The organism is Streptomyces caelestis (assembly GCF_014205255.1).
GTDB classification, from domain to species: Bacteria; Actinomycetota; Actinomycetes; order Streptomycetales; family Streptomycetaceae; genus Streptomyces; species Streptomyces caelestis.
The window spans coordinates 4,797,242-4,818,016 of sequence record NZ_JACHNE010000001.1 but is presented as its reverse complement, the minus strand read 5'-3'; the positions used below and the strand labels follow the sequence as shown (position 1 = coordinate 4,818,016).

The window sequence follows — 20,775 nt, the reverse complement described above, 5'->3', positions numbered from 1 at the left end:
AGGCGATCCGGGGCGGTGGGCGGTGCGGCGATGGCGGGTGCGGGCGCACCTGCCACGGTCACGCCCGCATGCGTCAGGATCAGTAGGCGATGACGAGCCGCACGGAGGGCCGGTCGATCAAGGCTCCGTCGGCGAGGTCGCTGTCCGGTGTGTCCGCGGGGTAGGCCGTGACGACGGGTTCGGCGGTCCGGGCCGGGCTCCAGGCGCGGATCTGCGCGCAGATCCGCTCGGCGAGATCGGCGCCGGCCGGGCCATAGCCGACGGCTCCCAGCCGGAACCGGGGTTCTGTCTCGGGGTCTTCGGCGGTCCGCTCCAGAGTGAGGTACGCGATGGAGTCCCCCTCGACGAGGGCGGGGCTCAGGGCGGGTGAGGCGGGCCGGTGGAGGCCGGCCGCCACCGCTGCGGGCTTCGCGGTGATGCGGCAGGTCACTCGCTCGGTGGCGCTCAACCGCAGCCAGACGCCGTCGAACGACTCGACGAGGCCGACCGTCACATCGGTCCAGACGACCGACTTCGGTCGGGTGAGCGCGTCGCGAAGAAGTTCCGGGGCGATGGACTGGTCCTCGTCCCAGTAGAGCCTGACGAGCCGGTCGTCGTCGATGTAGTCGTTCCGCTCCCCGTCCTGGCCGATCACCGGGAGGAAGCCGCACATCTTGACGGAGTCGGACCGCATCCGCCTCTCCTCGCGTTCGAAGGCCACGGCCCTGGAGAGCCCGCGCCATCGCAGCGGGACCACGAGGCGTCCGCCGACGGCGAGCTGGTCCCACCAGGCACCGGGGAGGTCCCACATGCCAACCGTGGCGATCATTCGGTCGTACGGGCTGAACTCCGGGGCGCCGAGGGCGCCGTCCCTCGTGACGACGCGAACGTCTTCGTATCCGTTGGCGTCCAGTGTCCGGCGGGCGTAGGCGGTCACGTCGGCGTCGATGTCGCATGTGGTGACCTGTCCGGACTTCCCGGTGAGGTGCTTGAGCAGGGCGGCGTTGTAGCCGGTGCCGGCCCCGATCTCGAAGATGTTGTCGCCGTCGCGGACGGCGAGCTGGACCAGCATGAAGTGCACGACGTCGGGCTGGGAGGCGCAGCTCAGCGGGAGTGCGTCCTCGTCGGGGTTCTCCTTGATCGTCACGCTCTTGTTGGCGTACGCCTCCTCGATGGGTGCGTCGGGGAGGAAGGCGTGGCGGGGTACGGTCCGCATGGCGGTTTCGACGCGTGCGTCGCGGAGGCCGGAGATGTCCTCTTTCAGGATGGCGTCGACCAGACGGTTGCGCAGGTCCTCGGGGGAGGCGCCAGTGGTGGTGTTCATCGCGTCCTTTCGGAAGGTGCCCGGCTGCGCGTACGGCAGGGGCAGATCGTTCTCATTTGTTCTGGTGTGCGGATGCGGTTCGCGGCGTCACCCTGTCAGGAGCAGGCAGCGGTCCCAGGGGGCGGTGATCGCCGTGTTGACGGGGTCGGTGAGACGGACCAGGTGGATACCTGCCGTGCCGTCCATCAGGCCGACGCCGTCCGGCAGTCCGTGGTGGTCCAGGTGCTTGTTGAGCCGGACGTTCAGGCGGCGTAGATGCGACGCGAGTTCGTCGTCGAGGGCGTCGGCGGCGGCACGGGAGACGGTCTGTATGAGCCCCGCCCAACCGTGGCAGAGGGATGCGTCGGTGAGCTGGGCGAGCTGCTGATCGTCGGCCAGACATCCGGCCAGGGCCTGCTCGGCTTGCCGTTGCCGGTCACGGTCGCCGAGGGCGAGGCTGGCGAGTTGCTGGGCGCGGGCGATGCCGGGGGTGCCGTAGCACCAGGACGGGCGTCTCGGTCCTGGGCGCTGGAGCTCGCCGCGTCGGTGTTCGGCTCGGGTGATCAGGTCCGGCCACCAGGCGTGCGAGCCGGTGCCGTAACGAAAGCGCCGTGCACATCTACGACGCACTGAACCGTCCCGAGCGCACCTTCCCCTCCTGGCCCGGAAAGAGCGTCCCGGGAGCGAAGGAACCCCTGCACCGAGTCGTGGGTCCGAAGAAGATCGACGACAATCGCAACAAGTCCATCAAGGAATGCAAGAAGGTCTGGGGCGACTACACCGGCAGTGGCCTGGAGTGCGACGAGTACCCCTTCGCCTCCACCAAGGAAGGGTCCACCAAGGGCGACAACCGCTTCTCCGTCCGGCTGATCGACGGTAAGGACAACCGCAAGGGCGGAGAGCGCCTCAACGAGATGTACACCCTCAACCGCGTCCTGAACGGCGACCCCTTCTACGTGAAGATCACCAACTAGCAGGAAGACACCACTGACCATGGCGCTGCTCGCCGAACACAACGTCACCGTCACCCCCGGCCGCCGCGTACTGGAGGTTTACGACGCTGACGCCTACCTCGGCGACGAAGCAGCCCTGGACGCTGCAGAGATACAGGTGGTGGCCGGCAACGGCTACCACCTGTACCTCGTGAGCCTTCAACCGGACATGAAGGTCCAGATGACGATCCGCATCTGGGACACACCCCCCGCCCCGCCCGCCGAGGCCGAAGGCCACATCGACGTCAGCCTCGAATCCGAAACAGGCATCCTGGTCATCGGCCAACTCGACCGCGGACCCGCCGACGAGATCACCCTGCCCCGCCCTGGCGTCTACGAGGGCCACGCCTGGTGGCAGGGCCGCCAGGCAGCAGCCGACTACTACAACACCACCCTCGCCCAGCTCACCGACGACTCCCCGGAAGACCAGCTCACCGAAGCCTGGGACGACTGCCCCGTCACCGAACGCTACGTCCTCGACCTCGCCTACATCCGCGAACCCGAACCCGTCGATGAAGACGACCTCTGAGTTCCGTACGTGCTGGCGTGACAGCCGCATCGAAAGACGCGCCATCCCGGCAGGCTCCCAGACAAGTGATCACGAGCCGTCGACACCGGCCCCAGCGAATGGGTGGTCGGGAGCTGGATCGGCCCCACCTGGGTCTCGACCCTCGACCGCGCGTGCAGGCCTACGACGAGGGGCTCGTCTACGCCACGGCGGACGGCGCCCGCCTCAGCTTCCCCCCTTCCGGACCCGGACACGAACGAACCGGTCCGGCCGGAGACCCGCAGCTCCCGACTCGTGTCGGCCTGGGACGACGACGTGGACGGCGCGATCCGCATAACCGACCCCGACACCGGCCTGACCTACGTCTTCCACGTGCCGGCTGTGCATCACACCAGCCGTACGGTCGCCGCTGCACCGATAGCCGCGCACCATCACAGGGGTGTTGAAAGCGCTTTGGCAGCGACGGCGTTCCCTGCCATGCCGCTTGCTGACGACAGCGCCACCGAGCCGCTCAGGCGGAGGTTTCCTGGCCGTCCATGAGCTCCTGGATCGCGGCCAGGATCCCCTCCACCGCGCCGGATTCGGCTACCAGGGCGGACAGAGGAACCGACGGCCAGCCCTTATAGCCCTTCTCCCGCTGCATCTCCAGCTTCTTCTCCAGTTCGGGAACGGTCGGCAGAGATGCCGCGAACGCCGCCGCCCGATTGCGACCGAGGTGGGTCTGTGATCCCGCGACGTGGTCAGTGATCGCTTCGGCATCGACTGATACCGGAAGCCACTGACACCCGCGACCCCGGCGCCCGCGCAGAGCTGCTTCGGCTTCATTGCACCCCGTGGTGTATGCCCACGCCAGTAGCGTTGGAGCGAAGTTGTAGGCGGTCGGCCCCAGGAGTCGGTAGCCGGCTCGGCCGAAGACCTCACCCTCCTGCGGGCTCGGTCAATTCCCGTACGCCCGCTTCCAGCGCGCTCGGTGGCGGGGGTCGCCCTGCCCTTGGCCGTTCACCTCGCTCAGGGACAGCAGGGAGGCCCCGTTGTTCCACAGCCCGAGGTGGTCCCGGTGCACGGCGAGGATTCCGTGCTGCAGCGCGAACTTCTCTGAGGGGCGGCTGAATCGCGTAGTCGTCACGAACACGGCCAAGTCGGCCCCGAAGTGCACCTTGGCGCCGAGCAGATCGCGCAGCTCACGACTCGCGATCGTGCTGCTCGGGGCGTAGCGCTTGCACTGGATCACCACGCTTCGACCGTCCGGAAGGCGGCCGACGACGTCAGCGCCGTTGTCGTTGGCGCCGCCCACTCGCCGGACGTCCCTGCACCCGTCCCGTCGGCAGAGGGCTGCGACCAGTTCCTCGAATTCGGTGCCGGTCATCGCGTCCACTTCGGCCAGTGTCCGATGACCGGCCTTCACCGCGTCTTCCTGCCGCCACAGACGGTCCCGGCCGCGCACGAGCCGGTCCGTACGCCACAGCCACCAGCCTGCCGCTCCGACGCCGCCGAGGATCACTGCCCCAGTGATGTACGGCCACACGACCGACCAGAACACCGCCAGCAAGACCAGTACCAGGCCACTGCCGGCCGCAACCGCCTTCAGCCGTGCGGCCCGCCGCCTGCGAGCAGCAGCACCCCGTACACGCCCTGCCATGATCGAAGCTCCTCCCCCGGGTCCGTGAAGGGAAGTGTGAACAGCCCGAGGCAGCGCGAGAAGGGCGCGAGTCGGCCATGGCCGGATCGGATCGCCAGGGGCTGGCGTCAGGCGCCGATCCTCGCGGCTACCCCATCCCGGCCATCACACCGTGGGAAGGAGGCATGCCCCAGTTCGCCTCGCTGAGCATGAGACGTGTGTTCCGATGCGTTACGCAGCGCAGATGCACCGTATGCGGACTGGAGATACCTCCCGGTCCAGTGTGGCGGGTTGTTGATACCGAAGAAACCGAGATGTCGGCAGTTCCGGGAGACGCCGGTCGGCCCCGGTTGCGTGTACGGCCATCCCCCGGGCGGCATGGGTGGGCGCGGGCGGCCGCGGTCTGTTAGGACAGGACCCCGGCCAGCGTTCCCGCCAGTGTGAGCGTGAGGAAGACCGCGCCCCAGGCCATCGCCCGGCGTATGCAGCGGTACTTGATCCAGGCGGTGCGGGACAGGATCTCCAGCTGGGTCGCGTCGCCGGGGGAAGGGGCCTGGGAGGGGCGTCGGGGGGATACGGCCAGACCGAGGAGGACCAGGGACGGGGCGCAGGCGGCGCAGCCGGCCCACACCAGGAGCTGTGGGATCACGGCGTACTGGCCGGGCGCGATGAGGCCGCCGGCGATCGCGCCGAGCAGGACGGTCAGGGCCGCGCCCAGGGTCGCCAGCGTCAGTCCGGCCTTGCTGTCGGCTTGTGCGAGTTGCTCGCGGGCCTCGGACAGGAGGTCCCGGGTGAGTTCCGCCGCGCGGTCGGTCTGCGTCCCGGTTCCGGTCCTCGTCCCGGTGTCGCCGCTCGGTGTGGTCATGCCTCCCCCTCGCTGATCAGCGAGATTTCCGAGTACCCGGAAGTGGCTTCGCTAGTACGCGGAGTACTACGCGTCGTACACGGTTCTCAGTTGTTCCATGTCTCGTCGTACGGGTCGGACGGTGCTGGTACCGGTCTGGCTGTGGTGACGTCGAGGTACGGGATCGGGCCGTCGTTGACCGGGTCCTTGGTCCGGCGGGGGGTGTACCGGCCGGTGATCTCCAGCCAGGTGTCCGGGCTCAGGACCGGGGGGATGTTGCCGGTCAGGGCGATCTTGACCGGCTGGGCGTCCGCCGCGCAGCAGTTGAGGCCCATGCGGACCAGGTAGGGAGCGCCCGCCCGGTCCAGGGTGACGAAACCGGTGATCTTCAGCTCGCGGTCGCGGAGGGAGCGGCCGTCGTCGTAGACCGCGCGGCCGGCGTAGTCGGCCACGCCGAGTCGCAGGGGCCCGCCGGCGGGGAGGTCCGGGAAACCGAAGGGCTTCGTCAGGGCCGTGCCCGTGTGGGCCGCGCTGTAGGAGCCCAGGGCCGGCGGGGCGACCAGGATCAGGGCGAGGACGGGGAGGGCGAGGAGCCAGGAGATACGGGGCTCGTGGTGGTGGGGCCGTCGCTCGGCTGCGTGGCGGCGTTCGTACCAGAGCGTCGCCGCCGCCGTCACGATCAGCACCACGCCCGCCAGCAGGACCAGCGGGCGCAGGCCCGCCTTGACGTAGCGCAGATAGAGGTCCGTCAGACCGGCGTGCAGGAGTGTCGCGCCGAGCAGGAAGAGGAGGGCCGTCTGGGCCAGGCGGTTCACAGCAGGACCGTTCCGGTCAGGGCCGACACGACGACGGCCAGGGCGAACGTCGCGGGGGCGAAACGCAGGGCGAAGGCACGGCCGAAGGTGCCCGCCTGCATCGCGAAGAGCTTCAGGTCGATCATCGGCCCCACGACCAGGAACGTCAGACGGGCCGTCAGCGAGAACTGGGTCAGGGACGCCGCCACGAACGCGTCCGCCTCCGAGCAGATGGACAGCAGGACGGCGAGCACGGCGAGAGCCAGCACCGAGAACACCGGATTCCCGGCCGCCGCGCGCAGCCACTGCTCCGGCACCACCGCCTTCAGCGTCGCCGCGGCCATCGCACCGACCACCAGGAAACCACCGGCGTGCATCACGTCGTGGCGCACCGAGCCCCAGAAGGCCGCCCCCTTGCCGCGGTCCTCGTACGACGGTCTGCCGGGCGGGCGCAGCCAGTCCGTGCGGCCGAGGCGGTGCCAGAGCCAGCCCATCGCGCAGGCCACCAGCAGGCTGGCGACGAAGCGGGCCAGGACCATCTCCGGGTTGCCGGGGAAGGCGACCGCCGTCGCCGTCAGCACGATCGGGTTGATGGCGGGCGCCGAGAGGAGGAAAGCCAGCGCCGCCGCCGGTGTGACCCCTCGGCGGACCAGCGCCCCGGCCACCGGCACCGACGCGCACTCGCAGCCCGGCAGCACCGCGCCCGCCGCGCCCGCGACCGGGACCGCCAGGGCCGGGCGCTTCGGCAGGGCCCGGGCGAAGAAGGACGGCGGCACGAACACCGCGATCGCCGCCGACAGCAGCACCCCGAGCACCAGGAACGGCAGGGCCTGCACCAGGACCGCGACGAACACCGTCATCCAGCTCTGCATCACCGGCGCGGACAGGGCCGCGCGGATCGGGTCCTGGAGCATCACCGCCGTGAGCAGCAGGAGGGTGAGCAGGAGGGGGGAGTTGAGGTGGCGGGCTTCGTCGGGGCTCGGGCCCTTGTCAGCGACCGGTCGACGTGTCTCGTGCCCGACCGTCTCGTCGGTCTGCTGGGCGGGTTTCGTGGTGGCCACGGGCCCGGTACCTCCGGTCGTGCGCACGGGTATTGCCTCCCCTTCTGTACGGCCGGGCCACGCCGGGCGTTCAGCCACCGCGGTCCCTTCTGGAACCAGCCGTCCCGGTGAGGCAGTCTTCTCCCTCGTGGGGAGCGTTCCGAACCAGGGTCTGCCAGGTGGTCCGGCCACGCACATGATCGTGTGCGGGGACGACGGACTCGCGCACCGGCTGGCCGCCGAACTCCGTGGTGTGTACGGCGAACAGGTCACGCTCGTGGTGCCGCCCTCGGTGCGCCGGGTGCGGCAGCCGGTGGTCGGACGGGCCCGGGCCGCCTCGGCGGCCCTGCTCGACCGGGTCAGCGCGGCCGTCAACCGGACCGGTGCGGGCGTCGCCGAACCGGCCATGAACGAGCAGGTCGTGGAGGCCGCCGAGGTCACCGAGGCCGTGCTCACCGAGGTGGGCGCCGACCGTGCGGCGGCCCTGGCGCTCGTGTACGACGACGACGAGACCAACATCCGCGCCGCGCTCACGGCCCGCCGGCTCAACCCCCGCCTCAGGCTCGTACTCCGTCTGTACAACCGGCGGTTGGGCCAGCACATCGAGGAACTGCTCGACCAGGCGGCGGCGGTGGCCTCCGGCACGGGATCCGGTACGGGAGGACTGGACGCGTCGACGACCGTGCTGTCCGACGCCGACACGGCCGCGCCCGCGCTGGCCGCCACGGCCCTCATCGGGACCAGCAAGGTCGTCCAGACCGAAGGGCTCGTCCTGCGTGCCGTGGAGCGGCAGCCGCCGCGGCCGGGCGAGGTGGCCGACCCCGGCCTGTGCACCCTGGCGCTGCTGTCCGCGACGAGCAATGACCCGGCCGGCGCGGATGGTTCCGAGGGAAGTGGGGAGCAGGGGCCGCGACTGCTGCCGGACGAGGCGGCGGTGGCGTCGGCGACCGGGCGCGGGACGGTCGTCCTGGAGCAGGTGTCGTACTCCGGGCCGTCCCTGCCCTCCGGGCGGGGCGGTGTGCCGCCGTTCGCCTCTCTGTTCTCACGCCGGCTGCGGTGGTCGCTGGCCGGGCTGGTGGGGTGTGTGCTCGCGCTCGCCGTCGCGTTGATGTTCGTGACCGGGGAGCATCCGCTGTACGCCACGTACGTCACGCTGCTCGACCTGTTCGGCATCAACGATCCCGCGTTCCACGAGTCGACCGGGCGGCAGGTCCTGCAACTGCTGTCCGGGCTGGTCGGGTTGCTGCTGCTGCCGGTGCTGCTGGCCGCGGTGCTGGAGGCACTGGGCACGTTCCGCAGCGCCTCCGCGCTGCGGAAGCCGCCGCGCGGGCTCGGCGGGCATGTGGTGCTGCTCGGGCTCGGCAAGATCGGGACGCGGGTGCTGACGCGGCTGCGGGAGCTGCACATCCCCGTGGTGTGCGTCGAGTCCGATCCGGAGGCCAGGGGGATGGCGACGGCGCGGCGGCTGCGGGTGCCGGTGGTGCTCGGGGACGTCACGCAGGAGGGGGTGCTGGAGGCCGCGAAGATCCATCGGGCGCATGCGCTGCTGGCGTTGACCAGTGCGGACACGACGAATCTGGAGGCCGCGTTGTACGCCCGGTCCGTGCGGCCCGATCTGCGGGTGGTGTTGCGGCTGTACGACGACGACTTCGCCACCGCGGTGTACCGGACGCTGCGGGCCGCGCATCCGTTCGCCCTCACGCGGAGCCGGAGTGTGTCGCATCTGGCCGCGCCCGCGTTCGCCGGGGCGATGATGGGACGGCAGATTCTGGGGGCGATTCCGGTCGAGCGGCGGGTGTTGCTGTTCGCGGAGGTGGAGGTGGCCGGGCACCCGCAGTTGGAGGGGCGGACGGTGGGGCAGGCCTTCCGGGCGGGGGCGTGGCGGGTGCTGGCGCTCAACACAGCGCCTCCTGGGGGGCGGCGGGGTGAGGGGGAGAGTCCGGAGGAGGAAGGGGCGCCGGCTTCGGGGCTGGTGTGGGATCTGCCTCCTACGTATGTGCTGGGGGCCGGTGATCGGGTGGTGCTGGCGGCTACGCGGCGGGGGTTGGCGGAGTTGCTGGGGCGGAGGCGGCGGGAGCGGGCGGGGGCGTGATCGCCGAGCCGTGGGCTTCACAGCTCGGCGTTACGAGGTGTGCGGCGCAAGGGTTGAGGCCCGGGGGGGCGCAGCCCGGTGCTACGAGATGCGCGGCGTGGAGGCTGAGGCCGGGGCGCAACCCGGCACAGCGGGGTGCCGCCCGCGCCCACCCGTGCCGCCTGGGGCCCCTGCTCGAAGAGCTTGGGGGAGGCACGACTGACCGCGGCTTACGACTGTCGGTTCACGTACCTCTCCGCGAACTCCAGCTCCAGCCGCACCTGCTTGATCCGCTCGTCCACCACCAGCGACCCGTGCCCGGCGTCGTAGCGGTACACCTCGTGGACCGCGCCTCTCGCCTCCAGGCGCTTGACGTAGTTCTCGATCTGGCGGATGGGGCAGCGGGGGTCGTTGACGCCGGCCGAGATGTAGACCGGGGCCTTGACCTGGTCGACGTAGGTGAGGGGGGAGGAGGCCTCGAAGCGGTCGGGGACCTCTTCGGGGGTGCCGCCGAGGAGTGTGCGGTCCATCGCCTTCAGCGCTTCCATCTCGTCGTGGTACGCCGTGACGTAGTCGGCGACGGGGACCGCCGCGATGCCCAGGGCCCACGCGTCGGGCTGGACGCCGAGGCCGAGGAGGGTGAGGTAGCCGCCCCAGGAACCGCCGGTGAGGATGAGGCGGTCGGGGTCGGCGAGGCCGGAAGTGACGGCCCATTCGCGGACCGCGGCGATGTCCTCCAGTTCGATGAGGCCCACGCGGTGCTTCAGGGCGTCCGTCCAGGCACGGCCGTAGCCCGTCGAGCCGCGGTAGTTGACCCGGACCACCGCGTAGCCGTGGTCGACCCACGCCGCCGGGCCCGCCGCGAAGGAGTCGCTGTCGTGCCAGGTCGGGCCGCCGTGGATGTCGAAGACCGTGGGGAGTGGGCCGGTGGTGCCCTTCGGCTTCTGGACGAGTGCGTGGATGCGGCCGCCTGGCCCTTCCACCCACACGTCCTCCACCGGCACCGAGCCGGGCGACTTCATGCCGGGCGGGTCGAGCACGACACCGCCGGCCGTGGAGCGGACCGCCGACGGTTCGGCGGCCGAGGACCACAGGTACTCCACGCTGCCGTCGGGCCGGGCCGTGGCGCCGGACACCGTGCCGGGCGGGGTCGGGATCTCGGTGAGGGCGCGGCTCGCCAGGTCGTAGCGGAACAGCTCGCTGCGGGCCTCGAAGCTGTGCGCGATGAGCAGGCCGCTGCCGTCCGGGTACCACTCGGCACTGACGTCGCCCGGCAGCTCCAGCGCCAGGTCCGACTCCTCGCCGGAGGCGACGTCCCAGACCAGGGGCTCCCAGCGGCCCCGGCGCTGGTGGCCGATGAGGAGGCGGGTGTCACCGTCGACGGGGGCGAAGCCGAGGACCTCCAGGCCGAGCTCGCGCGTACCGCCCTCGGTGTCGTCGAGGTCGGCGACCGGGGTGCCGTCGGTGCGCAGGACGCGCAGGGCGGAGTGCATGGCGTCGCCGTGCTCGGTGTGCTCGATGGCGATGAGCGAGCCGTCGTGGGAGAGGTCGCCGACGCCGGCCGACTCGCGGTGGCGGTAGATCTCCACCGGGTCCTCACCGGTGCGGACGAGGTGGATCGTCGTGCCGTCCTCGTCGGTCGAGCGGCCGACGACCGCCGTGCGCCCGTCGCGGCCGAGGGCGAGGCCCGCCGGGTAGGAGGGGTCCAGGCCCTCGGCGGCGAGTTCGTCCGGGCCGCCCGTGAAGGGCTGGCGGCGCCAGACGCCGAACTCGTCGCCGTCCTTGTCGTCGAACCACCAGATCCAGGCGCCGTCCGGTGACAGGACGCCGTCCGTCGTGCCGTTCGGCCGGTCCGTCACCTGGCGCTGCCCGCCCGTCGACCGGTCCCAGGCGTACAGCTCGTACGTCCCCGTCGCGTTCGACACGAACAGGGAGCGGTCGGGCGCGTCCTCAGCCCAGTCGGGCAGGGACACCCGGGGTGCCCGGAAGCGCTTCTCCCAGTCCGGCATCCGCTCCTGCCGGCCCGCCTGTACCTCTTGCTCCTGCTGGTCCCGCTGATCCCGCGCGTCGGATCCGTTGCTCTCAGTCATGGCCCCATAGTGCACGCCCTCGCCGACAATTCGCTGGCGAGGTCCCCAGCCTGTGGATAACCTCCACCGGTTCCCCTTCCCAGCAGGTCATCGGCAGCTCAGGAGTGACCCTCATGTACTCCCCCACCCCGGCAGACTGGCACGAGGCCAACCGCGCCCACTGGGACGAACGGGTCCCGCTGCACACCGCGGGCGATTTCTACGACCTCGACGCCTTCAGGGCCGGCCAGGACCCCCTGCGCGACTTCGAGATCGCCGAGGTCGGTGACGTCTCCGGCCGCTCGCTGCTGCATCTGCAATGCCATATCGGCCTCGACACCCTGTCGTGGGCCCGGCACGGCGCCGACCGCGTCGTCGGCCTCGACTTCTCCGCACCGGCGGTCGACATCGCTCGCGGCCTCGCGCGCGAGCTCGGCCTCGGCCAGGACCGGGCGGCTTTCGTCGCGGCGGACGTGTACGACGCGGCCACCGCGGTTCCGGACCCGTCGTACGACATCGTCTACACCGGCGTCGGCGCCCTGTGCTGGCTGCCCGACATCGGGCGCTGGGCCGAGACGGCGGCCTCGCTGGTGGCGCCCGGCGGGTTCCTGTACCTCTCCGAGTTCCATCCGCTGACCGATGTCCTGGACGACGAGACCGGCTCGCGGATCACGTACGACTACTTCGCCCGTGACGCCTGGATCGAGGAGAGGCCGGGTTCGTACGCGGCCGAGGGCGCCGAGTTCGTCCACAACCGGCGCGTGGAGTGGCAGCACCCGGTCGGCGAGGTCGTCTCGGCCCTGGCGGCGGCCGGGCTGCGCATCGAGTTCCTGCACGAGCACGACGTCTCGCTGTTCCGGCGGTTCGGGTGCTTCGAGCGGCGGGACGGCTACTTCCGCTACCCGGCGGACCGCCCGCGGATCCCGCTGATGTACTCGGTCCGGGCCCGCAAAGACTGACGAAGCGGTACCGAGTCGTACCGACCCCGCAGGCCGGACCCGCCCGGCAGCCCCGTACCGTAAGGGTGTGTACCGGTTTCTGCTGACGCCCCGATGGTGGGGGATCAACGTCTTCGTGCTGTTGTCCATCCCCTTCTGCATCTTCATGGGGTCCTGGCAGCTGGGCCGGTTCGAGGACCGTGTGCAGGACCATCGCACAGCGACCGAGCAGGTCGCCGAGGCCCGGCACGAGGCGCCCCGGCCGCTCGGGGAGATGCTGCCGGTGACCAAGGCGACGTCCGGCAAGCAGGTCACCGCGACCGGCCGCTACGGCAAGCAGTTGCTGGTGCCCGGCCGGGAGCTCGACGGCAAGCAGGGTTTCTACGTGCTGACGCTGCTGCGCACCGACTCGGGTGAGGCGCTGCCGGTGGTCCGGGGCTGGCTGCCCGGTGCCGCCGACGCGGCCAAGGCGCCCGCGCCGCCCGCCGGTGAGGTCACGGTCACCGGGGCGCTCCAGGCGTCCGAGACCCCCGGGGACAACGGCGTCAGTGCGCAGGGCGGGCTGCCGGCCGGGCAGACCGCGGCGATCAGTGCGGCGTCTTTGGTGAATCTGGTGCCGTACGACGTGTACGACGCGTGGGTCACGTTGGCGAAGGGTGACTCCGGGATGAAGGCGGTGCCGGCGAGTGCGCCGCCGGACACCGGGCTGGATCTGAAGGCGTTCCAGAACCTGGGTTACACCGCCGAGTGGTTCGCCTTCGTGGGGTTTGTGATCTTCATGTGGTTCCGGTTGCTGCGGCGTGAGGTGGAGTTCGCGCGGGACGCGGAGCTCGGCCTGGTGCCGGAGGAGGAGCCTGTTGCCGCGGAGGCCGGCGCCAAGTGACGCGGCGTCGCCGCTGAGGGCGGGCGGGTCCGCAGCCCGGCGTGGCGGGGTGCCTCCCCCAAGCTCTTCGAGCAGGGGGTACCCCCAGCGCCCACCCTCCCCCAAGCTCTCGGCTTCGCTCGAGCAGGGGGGACCCCCATCGCCCCGGCGGCACGACTGCCCGCAGCTCGGCGGGACCAGCCGCCCGCTGCCACGCGGCTACGACGCCGCCAGCACACCCGTCCAGTAGACCGTCCCGGCACACGCGTTGGACACCGTCACCGAGCCCGCGCCCGAGCCGGTCGCGGGCGTGTACGTCACCGCCACGCTGCCGTCGACCGTGCCGTCCTCCCTGGCCAGTTGCGGGGCCGTGCCCGTGCCCGTGTCGCCGCCGGTGGAGGTGCCGCCCGCTGCCGCGCTGTCCTCCGTCGGGGTGGGGTCGGGAGTGGGGTCGGGGTCGGGGTCCGGGTCGCCGCCGGGGGCGGGGCAGGTCTCCGTGGGGACCCAGGCGAACTTCACGTCGTAGGCGGCGCCCGGCGAGAGCACCAGCTGGGCGGCCTCCAGGGACGGGTCGGGCAGGCCGGCCGCCGCGTCCCCGGCCGTGTGCCGGGCCGTGACGATCTTGCTCGGGTCGGCCGCGCCCTGCGCCAGCGGGCTCACCGAGCCGGGGTCGCTGACCGTACAGCTCGCCCCGGAGACGTTGGTGACACGGAAGGAGCCGTAGACCGCGCCGGTGGAGTCGGGGGCCGCGCTGCTGCCGGCGGCGGGGCCGAGCTGGGCGGCGGTGCAGGCCTGGATGCCGGCGGCGGCGGTGGAGGACGGGCCGGCACCCTCGGTCGCCCCGGCAGAGGCGCCGGTGCCCTTGCTTTCCTTGTCCTTCTGCTTCTTGTCGCCCTTTTCCTTGCCCTCGGTCTTGCCGGGGGAGCCGCCCGCGGAACTCTCGCCGCCGTCCGGGCCCTTGCCGTCGCTCGTGCCGCCCTGGGTCTGGGAGGCGTGGCCGGCGACGGACGGGTTGGCCTCGGAGCCGGTGGAGTTGGAGACGTGTACGAGGGCGGGGACGGCCGTGCCGATGAACAGCGCGGCGGCGGCCATGCCGACGACGGCCTGCCGCTTGCGGGTCCGCCGCTGGGGCACCGCCTTCCGCAGATAGTCCAGCGTGCCGTCGCGCGGTTCCACTTCCTGCACCGCTTCGTGCAGCATCCTGCGCAGATCCAGCTCGTCCGAGTCGAACCCCTTGGGGCTCTGGTCGTCCAGGCCGTGGTTCACAGTTCCGTTCCCAGCGTGCGATTGCTTCGGATCTTGTCTGTGCAGTTGTGTCGGCGCGTGCCACTCGAAGGGCTCGTGCCGGTCGCGCCCGTCCCGGCGCGCGTCATTGCCGTCGCTCATGCCGGCGCCTCCATGGCCAGCCGGAGCGCCGCGATACCGCGCGAGCCGTACGCCTTGACCGAGCCCAGGGATATGCCGAGGGTCTCGGCGACCTGGGCCTCGGTCATGTCCGCGAAGTAGCGCAGCACCAGCACCTCGCGCTGACGGCGCTGGAGGTTCTTCATCGCCTTGATGAGGGAGTCGCGCTCCAGCTGGTCGTAGGCGCCTTCCTCGGCGCTCGCCATGTCGGGCATGGGCTTCGACAGCAGCTTCAGGCCGAGGATGCGGCGGCGCAGTGCCGAGCGCGACAGGTTGACGACCGTCTGACGCAGGTACGCCAGGGTCTTCTCGGGATCGCGGACCCGCTTGCGGGCCGAGTGGACGCGGATGAAGGCCTCCTGGACGACGTCCTCGCAGGAGGCGGTGTCGTCGAGGAGGAGGGCCGCGAGACCGAGCAGCGAGCGGTAGTGCGCCCGGTAGGTCTCGGTGAGGTGGTCGACGGTGGTCCCGGCCGCGACACCGTCCTCGGCGCCGTCACGCTGGTTCGGGATGCGGGCCGGCCGCGCTGCGGGCACGGGCGCGATCACCGGCATGCCACCGGGAGTACCGGGCATACGGGGTCGTAGAGCCGCCGGACGGGGCGGTCGAAGGACCGTGCCGCGTGCCGCGCTGAAGTCGAGTACCTCTGCCACGCCTGTTGGACACGCGCACCCCCGTGAGGGTTGTACGTGCCGGGCATCTCTTTCACGCCGATCTCGACCGTCGGCGTTCTACCCGCGTCAGGCAGCACAACAGATGGTGCATCACATGCCCTCATGCGTCCCGCTCTTCCCCTATGTCCAGATATGACCGGGCGTCCCCACGTCCGGTGCCAGGCGTCCCCACGCCTGAAGGTGTCCCACGGCCCGGAAGGGCGACCGCAAAGACGCTCCCCGCCCTCCGCACGGTTGCGGAGGGCGGGGAGGTAAATCCTCGGATGCCGAGGGGGTTCGGGACAAGTGGTCCGGACCATCGACCGGCTCACATGTCGTACAGAGATCCTACAAACCGCCTATGACACCGGCCGGAGGTTTTCGGCGTCCGAAACTTCACGAAAACCGGGCACCTTCACGAGAACCCGGCGGCGGCCACCGCGGCCCGTCACGAGAGCTCGGCGGCCACCAGTTCGGCGATCTGGGCGGTGTTGAGCGCGGAACCCTTGCGCAGGTTGTCCCCGCAGACGAACAGTTCGAGCGCCGTCGGGTCGTCCAGCGCCCGCCGCACCCGCCCGACCCACGTCGGGTCGGTGCCGACCACGTCGGCGGGGGTGGGGAACTCCCCCGCGGCCGGGTTGTCGAACAGCACGACCCCGGGCGCGGTGGCGAGGATCTCGCGGGCCTTGTCGACGGTGACCTCGCCCTCGAAGCGGGCGTGCACGGTCAGCGAATGCGTGGTGATCACCGGAACGCGGACGCAGGTGACGGCCACGGGCAGGTGGGGCAGCCCGAGGATCTTGCGGGACTCGTCCCGGACCTTCATCTCCTCCGACGACCAGCCGTCCTCGCGCGGCGACCCGGCCCACGGCACGACGTTCAGCGCGACCGGCTCGGAGAACGGCCCGGTGCTGTCCCCCACGGCCCGCCGCACGTCACCGGGGCTGGTCCCCAGCTCCGTGCCGGCGACCAGGGACAACTGCTGCCGCAGCGTCGCCACGCCCGCGCGGCCGGCGCCGCTGACCGCCTGGTACGAGGAGACCACCAGTTCGCGCAGTCCGAACTCGGCGTGCAGCGCCCCCAGGGCCACGATCATGGAGAGCGTCGTGCAGCTGGGGTTGGCGATGATGCCGCGCGGACGCATGCGTACCGTGTGCGGGTTGACCTCGGGCACGACGAGCGGCACGTCCGGGTGCATCCGGAACGTGCCGGAGTTGTCGACCACCACCGCGCCCTTGGCGGCGGCCAGGGGCGCCCACCGCTCGGCGACCTCGTCGGGGACGTCGAACATGGCGACGTCGACCCCGTCGAATGCTTCCTCGGTGAGCGCCACGACCTCCGTCTCCTCGCCGCGCACGGCCAGCTTGCGGCCGGCCGAGCGCGGGGAGGCGACCAGTCGGATCTCGCCCCAGACGTCCGCCCGGTGGGACAGGATCTGGAGCATGACCGTGCCGACGGCCCCGGTCGCTCCCACGACGGCGAGCGTCGGGCGCTCGGACCGGCCGGGCCGGTCGGCCCGTCGGAGTCCGGCCATCAGCGGCCGGTGCCTCCGTAGACGACGGCCTCGTCGCTGTCGGAGTCGAGCCCGAACGCGGTGTGCACGGCACGGACGGCCTCGGGCACGTCGTCGGCGCGCGTGACGACCGAGATGCGGATCTCGGAGGTCGAGATCAGCTCGATGTTCACACCGGCGTCGGACAGCGCCTTGAAGAAGTCGGCCGTGACACCCGGGTTCGTCTTCATCCCGGCGCCGACCAGGGAGATCTTCCCGATCTGGTCGTCGTAGCGCAGGGATTCGAAGCCGATGCCGGCCTTGTTCTTCTCCAGGGCGTCGATGGCCCTGCGGCCCTCGGCCTTGGGAAGCGTGAAGGAGATGTCCGTCAGACCCGTGGAGGCGGCGGACACGTTCTGCACGATCATGTCGATGTTGATCTCGGCGTCCGAGATCGTCCGGAAGATCGCGGCCGCCTCGCCCGGCTTGTCCGGCACGCCGACGACCGTGACCTTGGCCTCGGAGGTGTCGTGCGCGACACCGGAGATGATGGCCTGCTCCACCTGCTTGTCCCCTTGCGTAATCGGCTCACTGCTGACCCACGTGCCCTGGAGTCCGCTGAAGCTGGACCGGACGTGGATCGGGATGTCGTACCGGCGGGCGTACTCCACACAGCGGTGGAGCAGCACCTTCGACCCGGATGCCGCCAGCTCGAGCATGTCCTCGAGGGAGATCCAGTCGATCTTCCGGGCCTTCTTCACCACGCGCGGGTCGGCGGTGAACACGCCGTCGACGTCGGTGTAGATCTCGCACACATCGGCGTCGAGGGCGGCGGCGAGGGCCACCGCGGTGGTGTCGGAGCCGCCGCGGCCGAGGGTGGTGATGTCCTTGGTGTCCTGGCTGACGCCCTGGAACCCCGCCACGATCGCGATGTTGCCCTCGTCCACCGAGGTCTTGATACGGCCCGGCGTGACGTCGATGATCCGGGCTTTGTTGTGGACCGAGTCGGTGATGACACCTGCCTGGCTGCCGGTGAACGACTGGGCCTCGTGGCCCAGCTTTTTGATCGCCATGGCCAGCAGTGCCATGGAGATCCGCTCTCCGGCGGTCAGCAGCATGTCGAGCTCGCGCCCGGCAGGCATCGGGGAAACCTGCTCGGCGAGATCGATCAGCTCGTCCGTCGTGTCGCCCATCGCGGAAACGACGGCAACCACCTGGTTGCCGTTCTGCTTCGCTTCCACGATTCGCTTGGCGACGCGCTTGATGCCCTCGGCATCGGCTACGGAGGAGCCTCCGTACTTCTGCACGACAAGGCCCACGTGCGCTCCTCGCTCAATCCGTCTCTATCCGCTCATACGCATTCGTACCGCGGTCGGCTCAGTCTAACGAGCGTCCGAAAATCCCTTCCGCGATATCGCATGGTGAGACTTCCGGGGTACTCGTTCAGGTCTGCTCATGCCCATCTGGGCACCGGCCACGCGAGAAAGTGCCCGGCGTCACAATCGCACGTGGGCTGCGCACGGTGGCCCAACTTTCAAGCACTAGGGTTCGCCTGTGCGCGTACTTCTGGTGGAAGACGATGAACCGGTCGCCGAGTCCCTCAGGCGCGGCCTGAAGCGCTACGGCTTCGAGGTCGAGTGGGTCACCACGGGCCGGGCGGCCCTGAACCACACGAGCCCCTACGACGTCGTCCTGCTGGACCTCGGCCTGCCCGACACCGACGGCCTGGACGTCTGCAAGGCGCTGCGCGAGCGCGGCGACGTCCCGATCATCGTGATCAGCGCCCGCAGCGACGAGACGGACCGGGTGGTGGGCCTGGAGATCGGCGCGGACGACTACGTCTCCAAGCCGTTCGGCGTCCGGGAGGTCATCGCCCGCATCCGGGCGGTCATGCGCCGCGCGCAGCCCCGCACTCCCGCGGCCGGGACGCCCGAGAGCGGCCCCGACCGCTACGGCCCCCGCCTGACCGTCGACCGCAAGGCGGCCCGGGTACGACTCGACGGCGAGGAGGTGGCCCTCGCGCCCAAGGAGTACGACCTGCTGGCCTTCCTCACCGAGGAGCCCGGGGCGCTGATGTCGCGCGAGCAGATCATGGAAGCGGTCTGGGACGCGAACTGGTTCGGGCCGACGAAGACGCTCGACGTGCACGTGTCGGCGCTGCGGCGGAAGCTGGCGGGCGCGATCACGATCGAGGCGGTGCGCGGGGTCGGCTTCCGGCTGGAGATCGTCAAGGACGGCGGCGGCGACAAGGCCCGCGGCGGCGGCGCCGTGAGCACGGACAGCACCGCCTCATGATCCGCCAGCTCGTCCGCAGCTACATCTTCCTCGTCGCGATCGCCATCGCCCTGTTCACGGTGCCGGTGGCCTTCTCGCTCACCTCCCAGCTGCGGGGCGACACCGAGGATTCCGTGGTGCGCGAGGCCGAGACCATGGCCCTGCTGCTGGCCAACGGCGACTCCACCTCGTGCGAGGCACTCCAGGAGATGGCCGAGGCATACGCCTTCCAAACGCCCGGCGACGTCCAGGTGGCCGGGGCCCCGGGCTGCGCGCCGAGCCTGCTCCGCCCGAGGAAGGACGCGGCCCTGACCGCGGCCCTCGACCGGAACGACCCCACGACCGACTGGGGCTCCTCCTTCATCTGGGGACCCGAGCTGGTGATCACGGTCCCCGCCAAGAGGGCCGGCGAGGACCGGGCCGTCGGTGCCGTGCGCATCGTCTACTCGACGAACGAGATGACCGACCGCCTGTGGACGGTCTGGGGCTTCCGGGCGATCCTCGCGGTGCTGGTCCTGGTGGTGGCCGCCCTGCTCGGCGTGGGGGTGGCGCGCCGCCTCACCCGCCCGCTGCGCCAGCTCAACGACATGGCGAGCAAGTTCAGCGACGGCGACCTGACCGCCCGCTCCCCCGTGACGGGCCCGCCGGAGACCCAGACGCTGGCGCGCACCCTCAACCAGGGCGCGGAACGCCTGGACACGCTGATCGCGGCCCAGCGCATCTTCGTGGCGGACGCCTCGCACCAGCTGCGCACCCCGCTCACGGCTCTGCGGCTGTCCCTGGACAACATCGCGGACGGTGTGGACGACGAATTCGTACGGGAGGACGTGGAGCAGGCCACCGCCGAGGTCGTGCGCATGAACCGCCTGGTCAACGGCCTGCTGGTGCTGGCCCGTGCCGAGGCGAAGGTGACGGTGGCCGAGCCGCTCCCGCTGCTGGACATCGTGCGGGAGCGGCTCGCCGTGTGGAGACCGGCCGCCGACGAGCGCGGAGTCACCATCGCGCTCAGGGGGAGTATCGACGGCCGGCCGTCTGTGCTGTCCAGCCCCGGACATCTGGACCAGATGCTGGACAACGTGCTCTCCAACGCCCTGGAGGTCTCACCGGACGGCGGGACGATCACCGTGCGGGTGGACCCCCGGGGCGATGTGGTGGAGGTGTCGGTCCTGGACGAGGGCCCCGGCATGTCGGACGCCGAGAAGTCCCGCGCCTTCGACCGCTTCTGGCGGGGCCAGGGCCTGACCGGCAAGGGCGGCTCCGGTCTCGGTCTCGCCGTCGTCAAGCAACTGGCGACGGACGACGGTGGGACCGTGGCCCTGGCGGACGCTCCCGGGGGCGGCCTGCGCGTGACGATCACCCTCCGGGCGGTCAGCTCTCGGGCATCTTCGAGGAGTGGTGGTTGACGATCAGCCACGTGCCGTCGGCCTGCTTCTCGTAGGCGTACGTGTAGCGGGCCTTGACGGTGTTCTTCGCGCCCGTCGCAGGGTCGGTGAGCGTGAACTCGTACACACCGGTGTCGATGACGGTGTCCCGGTCGAGGACGTTGACGACCGACTCGATCTTCGTGCCTTCCGGCTTGTTCCGGAGGAAGTTCTCGAAGTAGTCGACGATCTCGGCTCTCTCCGTACGGACGTTGCCGGAGACGGTCGGCAGCAGGACCGCGCCCTGCGCGTACAGGTCGGCGACCTTCTGCGGGTCGCCGGTCCGCAGCGCCGCGTTCCACTGGTCGAACAGCCCGAGCACCTGCGCCTCGGTGGCCATCTTGGCGGAGGTCGTCCCGGACTGGCTGCGCGCGTCGGCTCCGGCGACTCCGGCCCCGAGGGCGAAGGTGCCCGCGGCCAGGGCGGCGACAGCGGTGGCGACGACTGTGCGACGGCGTGCGGAGCGACGGTCCATGACATCTCCGGTGAGATCGCGGGGAGTTGACTTGCCTC

20 protein-coding genes are annotated in these 20,775 nt (G+C 70.9%); 7 read left to right on the top strand and 13 right to left on the bottom strand.

What is annotated here, in order from left to right:
- Positions 1 to 79: 79 nt before the first annotated feature.
- Both fxlM and HDA41_RS22040 read right to left on the bottom strand, forming a co-directional pair.
- Complete coding sequence (gene fxlM / locus HDA41_RS22045) at positions 80 to 1,303, bottom strand: methyltransferase, FxLD system (RefSeq protein WP_184986409.1); 1,224 nt, start codon at positions 1,301 to 1,303, stop codon at positions 80 to 82.
- Between the two features lie 87 nt (positions 1,304 to 1,390).
- Entirely contained in the window at positions 1,391 to 1,912 is a 522-nt protein-coding gene (locus HDA41_RS22040; protein WP_230299460.1) for a lanthionine synthetase LanC family protein, read from the bottom strand.
- Here HDA41_RS22040 and HDA41_RS22035 point away from each other — a divergent pair.
- Positions 1,894 to 2,256 (top strand): NucA/NucB deoxyribonuclease domain-containing protein, encoded by a 363-nt coding sequence (locus tag HDA41_RS22035; protein WP_230299461.1) that lies wholly within the window; start codon positions 1,894 to 1,896, stop codon positions 2,254 to 2,256. The genes HDA41_RS22040 and HDA41_RS22035 overlap by 19 nt on opposite strands.
- A 19-nt stretch (positions 2,257 to 2,275) precedes the next feature.
- A complete protein-coding gene (locus HDA41_RS22030; RefSeq protein WP_184986407.1) occupies positions 2,276 to 2,803 on the top strand; it encodes a hypothetical protein in 528 nt (175 codons plus the stop codon).
- Positions 2,804 to 3,293: 490 nt separating this feature from the next.
- Here the strand turns inward: HDA41_RS22030 and HDA41_RS41430 are convergent, their stop codons facing one another.
- The 5 genes from HDA41_RS41430 to HDA41_RS22010 form a co-directional block, all read right to left on the bottom strand.
- A complete protein-coding gene (locus HDA41_RS41430) occupies positions 3,294 to 3,425 on the bottom strand; it encodes a hypothetical protein (protein ID WP_260423350.1) in 132 nt (43 codons plus the stop codon).
- Between the two features lie 294 nt (positions 3,426 to 3,719).
- Positions 3,720 to 4,421: a restriction endonuclease gene (locus HDA41_RS22025; protein ID WP_184986405.1), complete on the bottom strand. Its 702-nt coding sequence runs from the start codon at positions 4,419 to 4,421 to the stop codon at positions 3,720 to 3,722.
- A gap of 385 nt (positions 4,422 to 4,806) precedes the next feature.
- Positions 4,807 to 5,265, bottom strand: coding sequence for a Pycsar system effector family protein (locus tag HDA41_RS22020; RefSeq protein WP_184986403.1), 459 nt, complete (start codon positions 5,263 to 5,265; stop codon positions 4,807 to 4,809).
- A gap of 86 nt (positions 5,266 to 5,351) precedes the next feature.
- Positions 5,352 to 6,059, bottom strand: a complete 708-nt coding sequence (locus HDA41_RS22015; RefSeq protein ID WP_184986401.1) for a TIGR03943 family putative permease subunit — start codon at positions 6,057 to 6,059, stop codon at positions 5,352 to 5,354.
- Positions 6,056 to 7,099: a permease gene (locus HDA41_RS22010; protein ID WP_376706808.1), complete on the bottom strand. Its 1,044-nt coding sequence runs from the start codon at positions 7,097 to 7,099 to the stop codon at positions 6,056 to 6,058. The genes HDA41_RS22015 and HDA41_RS22010 overlap by 4 nt, the downstream gene beginning before the upstream one ends.
- A gap of 175 nt (positions 7,100 to 7,274) precedes the next feature.
- Here HDA41_RS22010 and HDA41_RS22005 point away from each other — a divergent pair, with 175 nt between their 5' ends.
- Complete coding sequence (locus HDA41_RS22005) at positions 7,275 to 9,170, top strand: potassium channel family protein (protein WP_184986399.1); 1,896 nt, start codon at positions 7,275 to 7,277, stop codon at positions 9,168 to 9,170.
- Positions 9,171 to 9,379: 209 nt separating this feature from the next.
- Here HDA41_RS22005 and HDA41_RS22000 read toward each other — a convergent pair whose 3' ends face one another.
- Positions 9,380 to 11,239, bottom strand: a complete 1,860-nt coding sequence (locus HDA41_RS22000; protein ID WP_184986397.1) for a S9 family peptidase — start codon at positions 11,237 to 11,239, stop codon at positions 9,380 to 9,382.
- Positions 11,240 to 11,352: 113 nt separating this feature from the next.
- On the opposite strand from HDA41_RS22000, the gene HDA41_RS21995 reads away from it, so the two are divergent.
- Complete coding sequence (locus tag HDA41_RS21995) at positions 11,353 to 12,177, top strand: class I SAM-dependent methyltransferase (RefSeq protein ID WP_184986395.1); 825 nt, start codon at positions 11,353 to 11,355, stop codon at positions 12,175 to 12,177.
- A 67-nt stretch (positions 12,178 to 12,244) separates the two neighbouring features.
- Positions 12,245 to 13,039: an SURF1 family protein gene (locus tag HDA41_RS21990; RefSeq protein WP_184986393.1), complete on the top strand. Its 795-nt coding sequence runs from the start codon at positions 12,245 to 12,247 to the stop codon at positions 13,037 to 13,039.
- Positions 13,040 to 13,237: 198 nt separating this feature from the next.
- Here HDA41_RS21990 and HDA41_RS21985 read toward each other — a convergent pair whose 3' ends face one another.
- From HDA41_RS21985 to HDA41_RS21970, 4 genes are all read right to left on the bottom strand, one after another.
- Positions 13,238 to 14,404, bottom strand: coding sequence for a hypothetical protein (locus tag HDA41_RS21985; protein ID WP_230299462.1), 1,167 nt, complete (start codon positions 14,402 to 14,404; stop codon positions 13,238 to 13,240).
- Positions 14,401 to 14,976: a SigE family RNA polymerase sigma factor gene (locus HDA41_RS21980; RefSeq protein ID WP_184986391.1), complete on the bottom strand. Its 576-nt coding sequence runs from the start codon at positions 14,974 to 14,976 to the stop codon at positions 14,401 to 14,403. Before HDA41_RS21980 ends, HDA41_RS21985 begins: the two co-directional genes overlap by 4 nt.
- A 547-nt stretch (positions 14,977 to 15,523) precedes the next feature.
- Positions 15,524 to 16,609, bottom strand: a complete 1,086-nt coding sequence (locus tag HDA41_RS21975; protein WP_184986389.1) for an aspartate-semialdehyde dehydrogenase — start codon at positions 16,607 to 16,609, stop codon at positions 15,524 to 15,526.
- Positions 16,609 to 17,886 carry an aspartate kinase gene (locus tag HDA41_RS21970; RefSeq protein WP_184986387.1) on the bottom strand — a complete coding sequence of 426 codons (1,278 nt, stop codon included), beginning with the start codon at positions 17,884 to 17,886 and terminating at the stop codon, positions 16,609 to 16,611. Before HDA41_RS21970 ends, HDA41_RS21975 begins: the two co-directional genes overlap by 1 nt.
- A 235-nt stretch (positions 17,887 to 18,121) precedes the next feature.
- Here HDA41_RS21970 and HDA41_RS21965 point away from each other — a divergent pair, with 235 nt between their 5' ends.
- On the top strand, positions 18,122 to 18,862 hold the full coding sequence (locus tag HDA41_RS21965; RefSeq protein ID WP_184986385.1) for a response regulator transcription factor: 741 nt from the start codon (positions 18,122 to 18,124) through the stop codon (positions 18,860 to 18,862).
- Entirely contained in the window at positions 18,859 to 20,244 is a 1,386-nt protein-coding gene (locus tag HDA41_RS21960) for a sensor histidine kinase (protein WP_184986383.1), read from the top strand. Before HDA41_RS21965 ends, HDA41_RS21960 begins: the two co-directional genes overlap by 4 nt.
- Here HDA41_RS21960 and HDA41_RS21955 read toward each other — a convergent pair.
- Positions 20,210 to 20,737, bottom strand: a complete 528-nt coding sequence (locus HDA41_RS21955) for an SgcJ/EcaC family oxidoreductase (RefSeq protein WP_184986381.1) — start codon at positions 20,735 to 20,737, stop codon at positions 20,210 to 20,212. The two genes, HDA41_RS21960 and HDA41_RS21955, sit on opposite strands and share 35 nt — an antisense overlap.
- Positions 20,738 to 20,775: the final 38 nt, after the last annotated feature.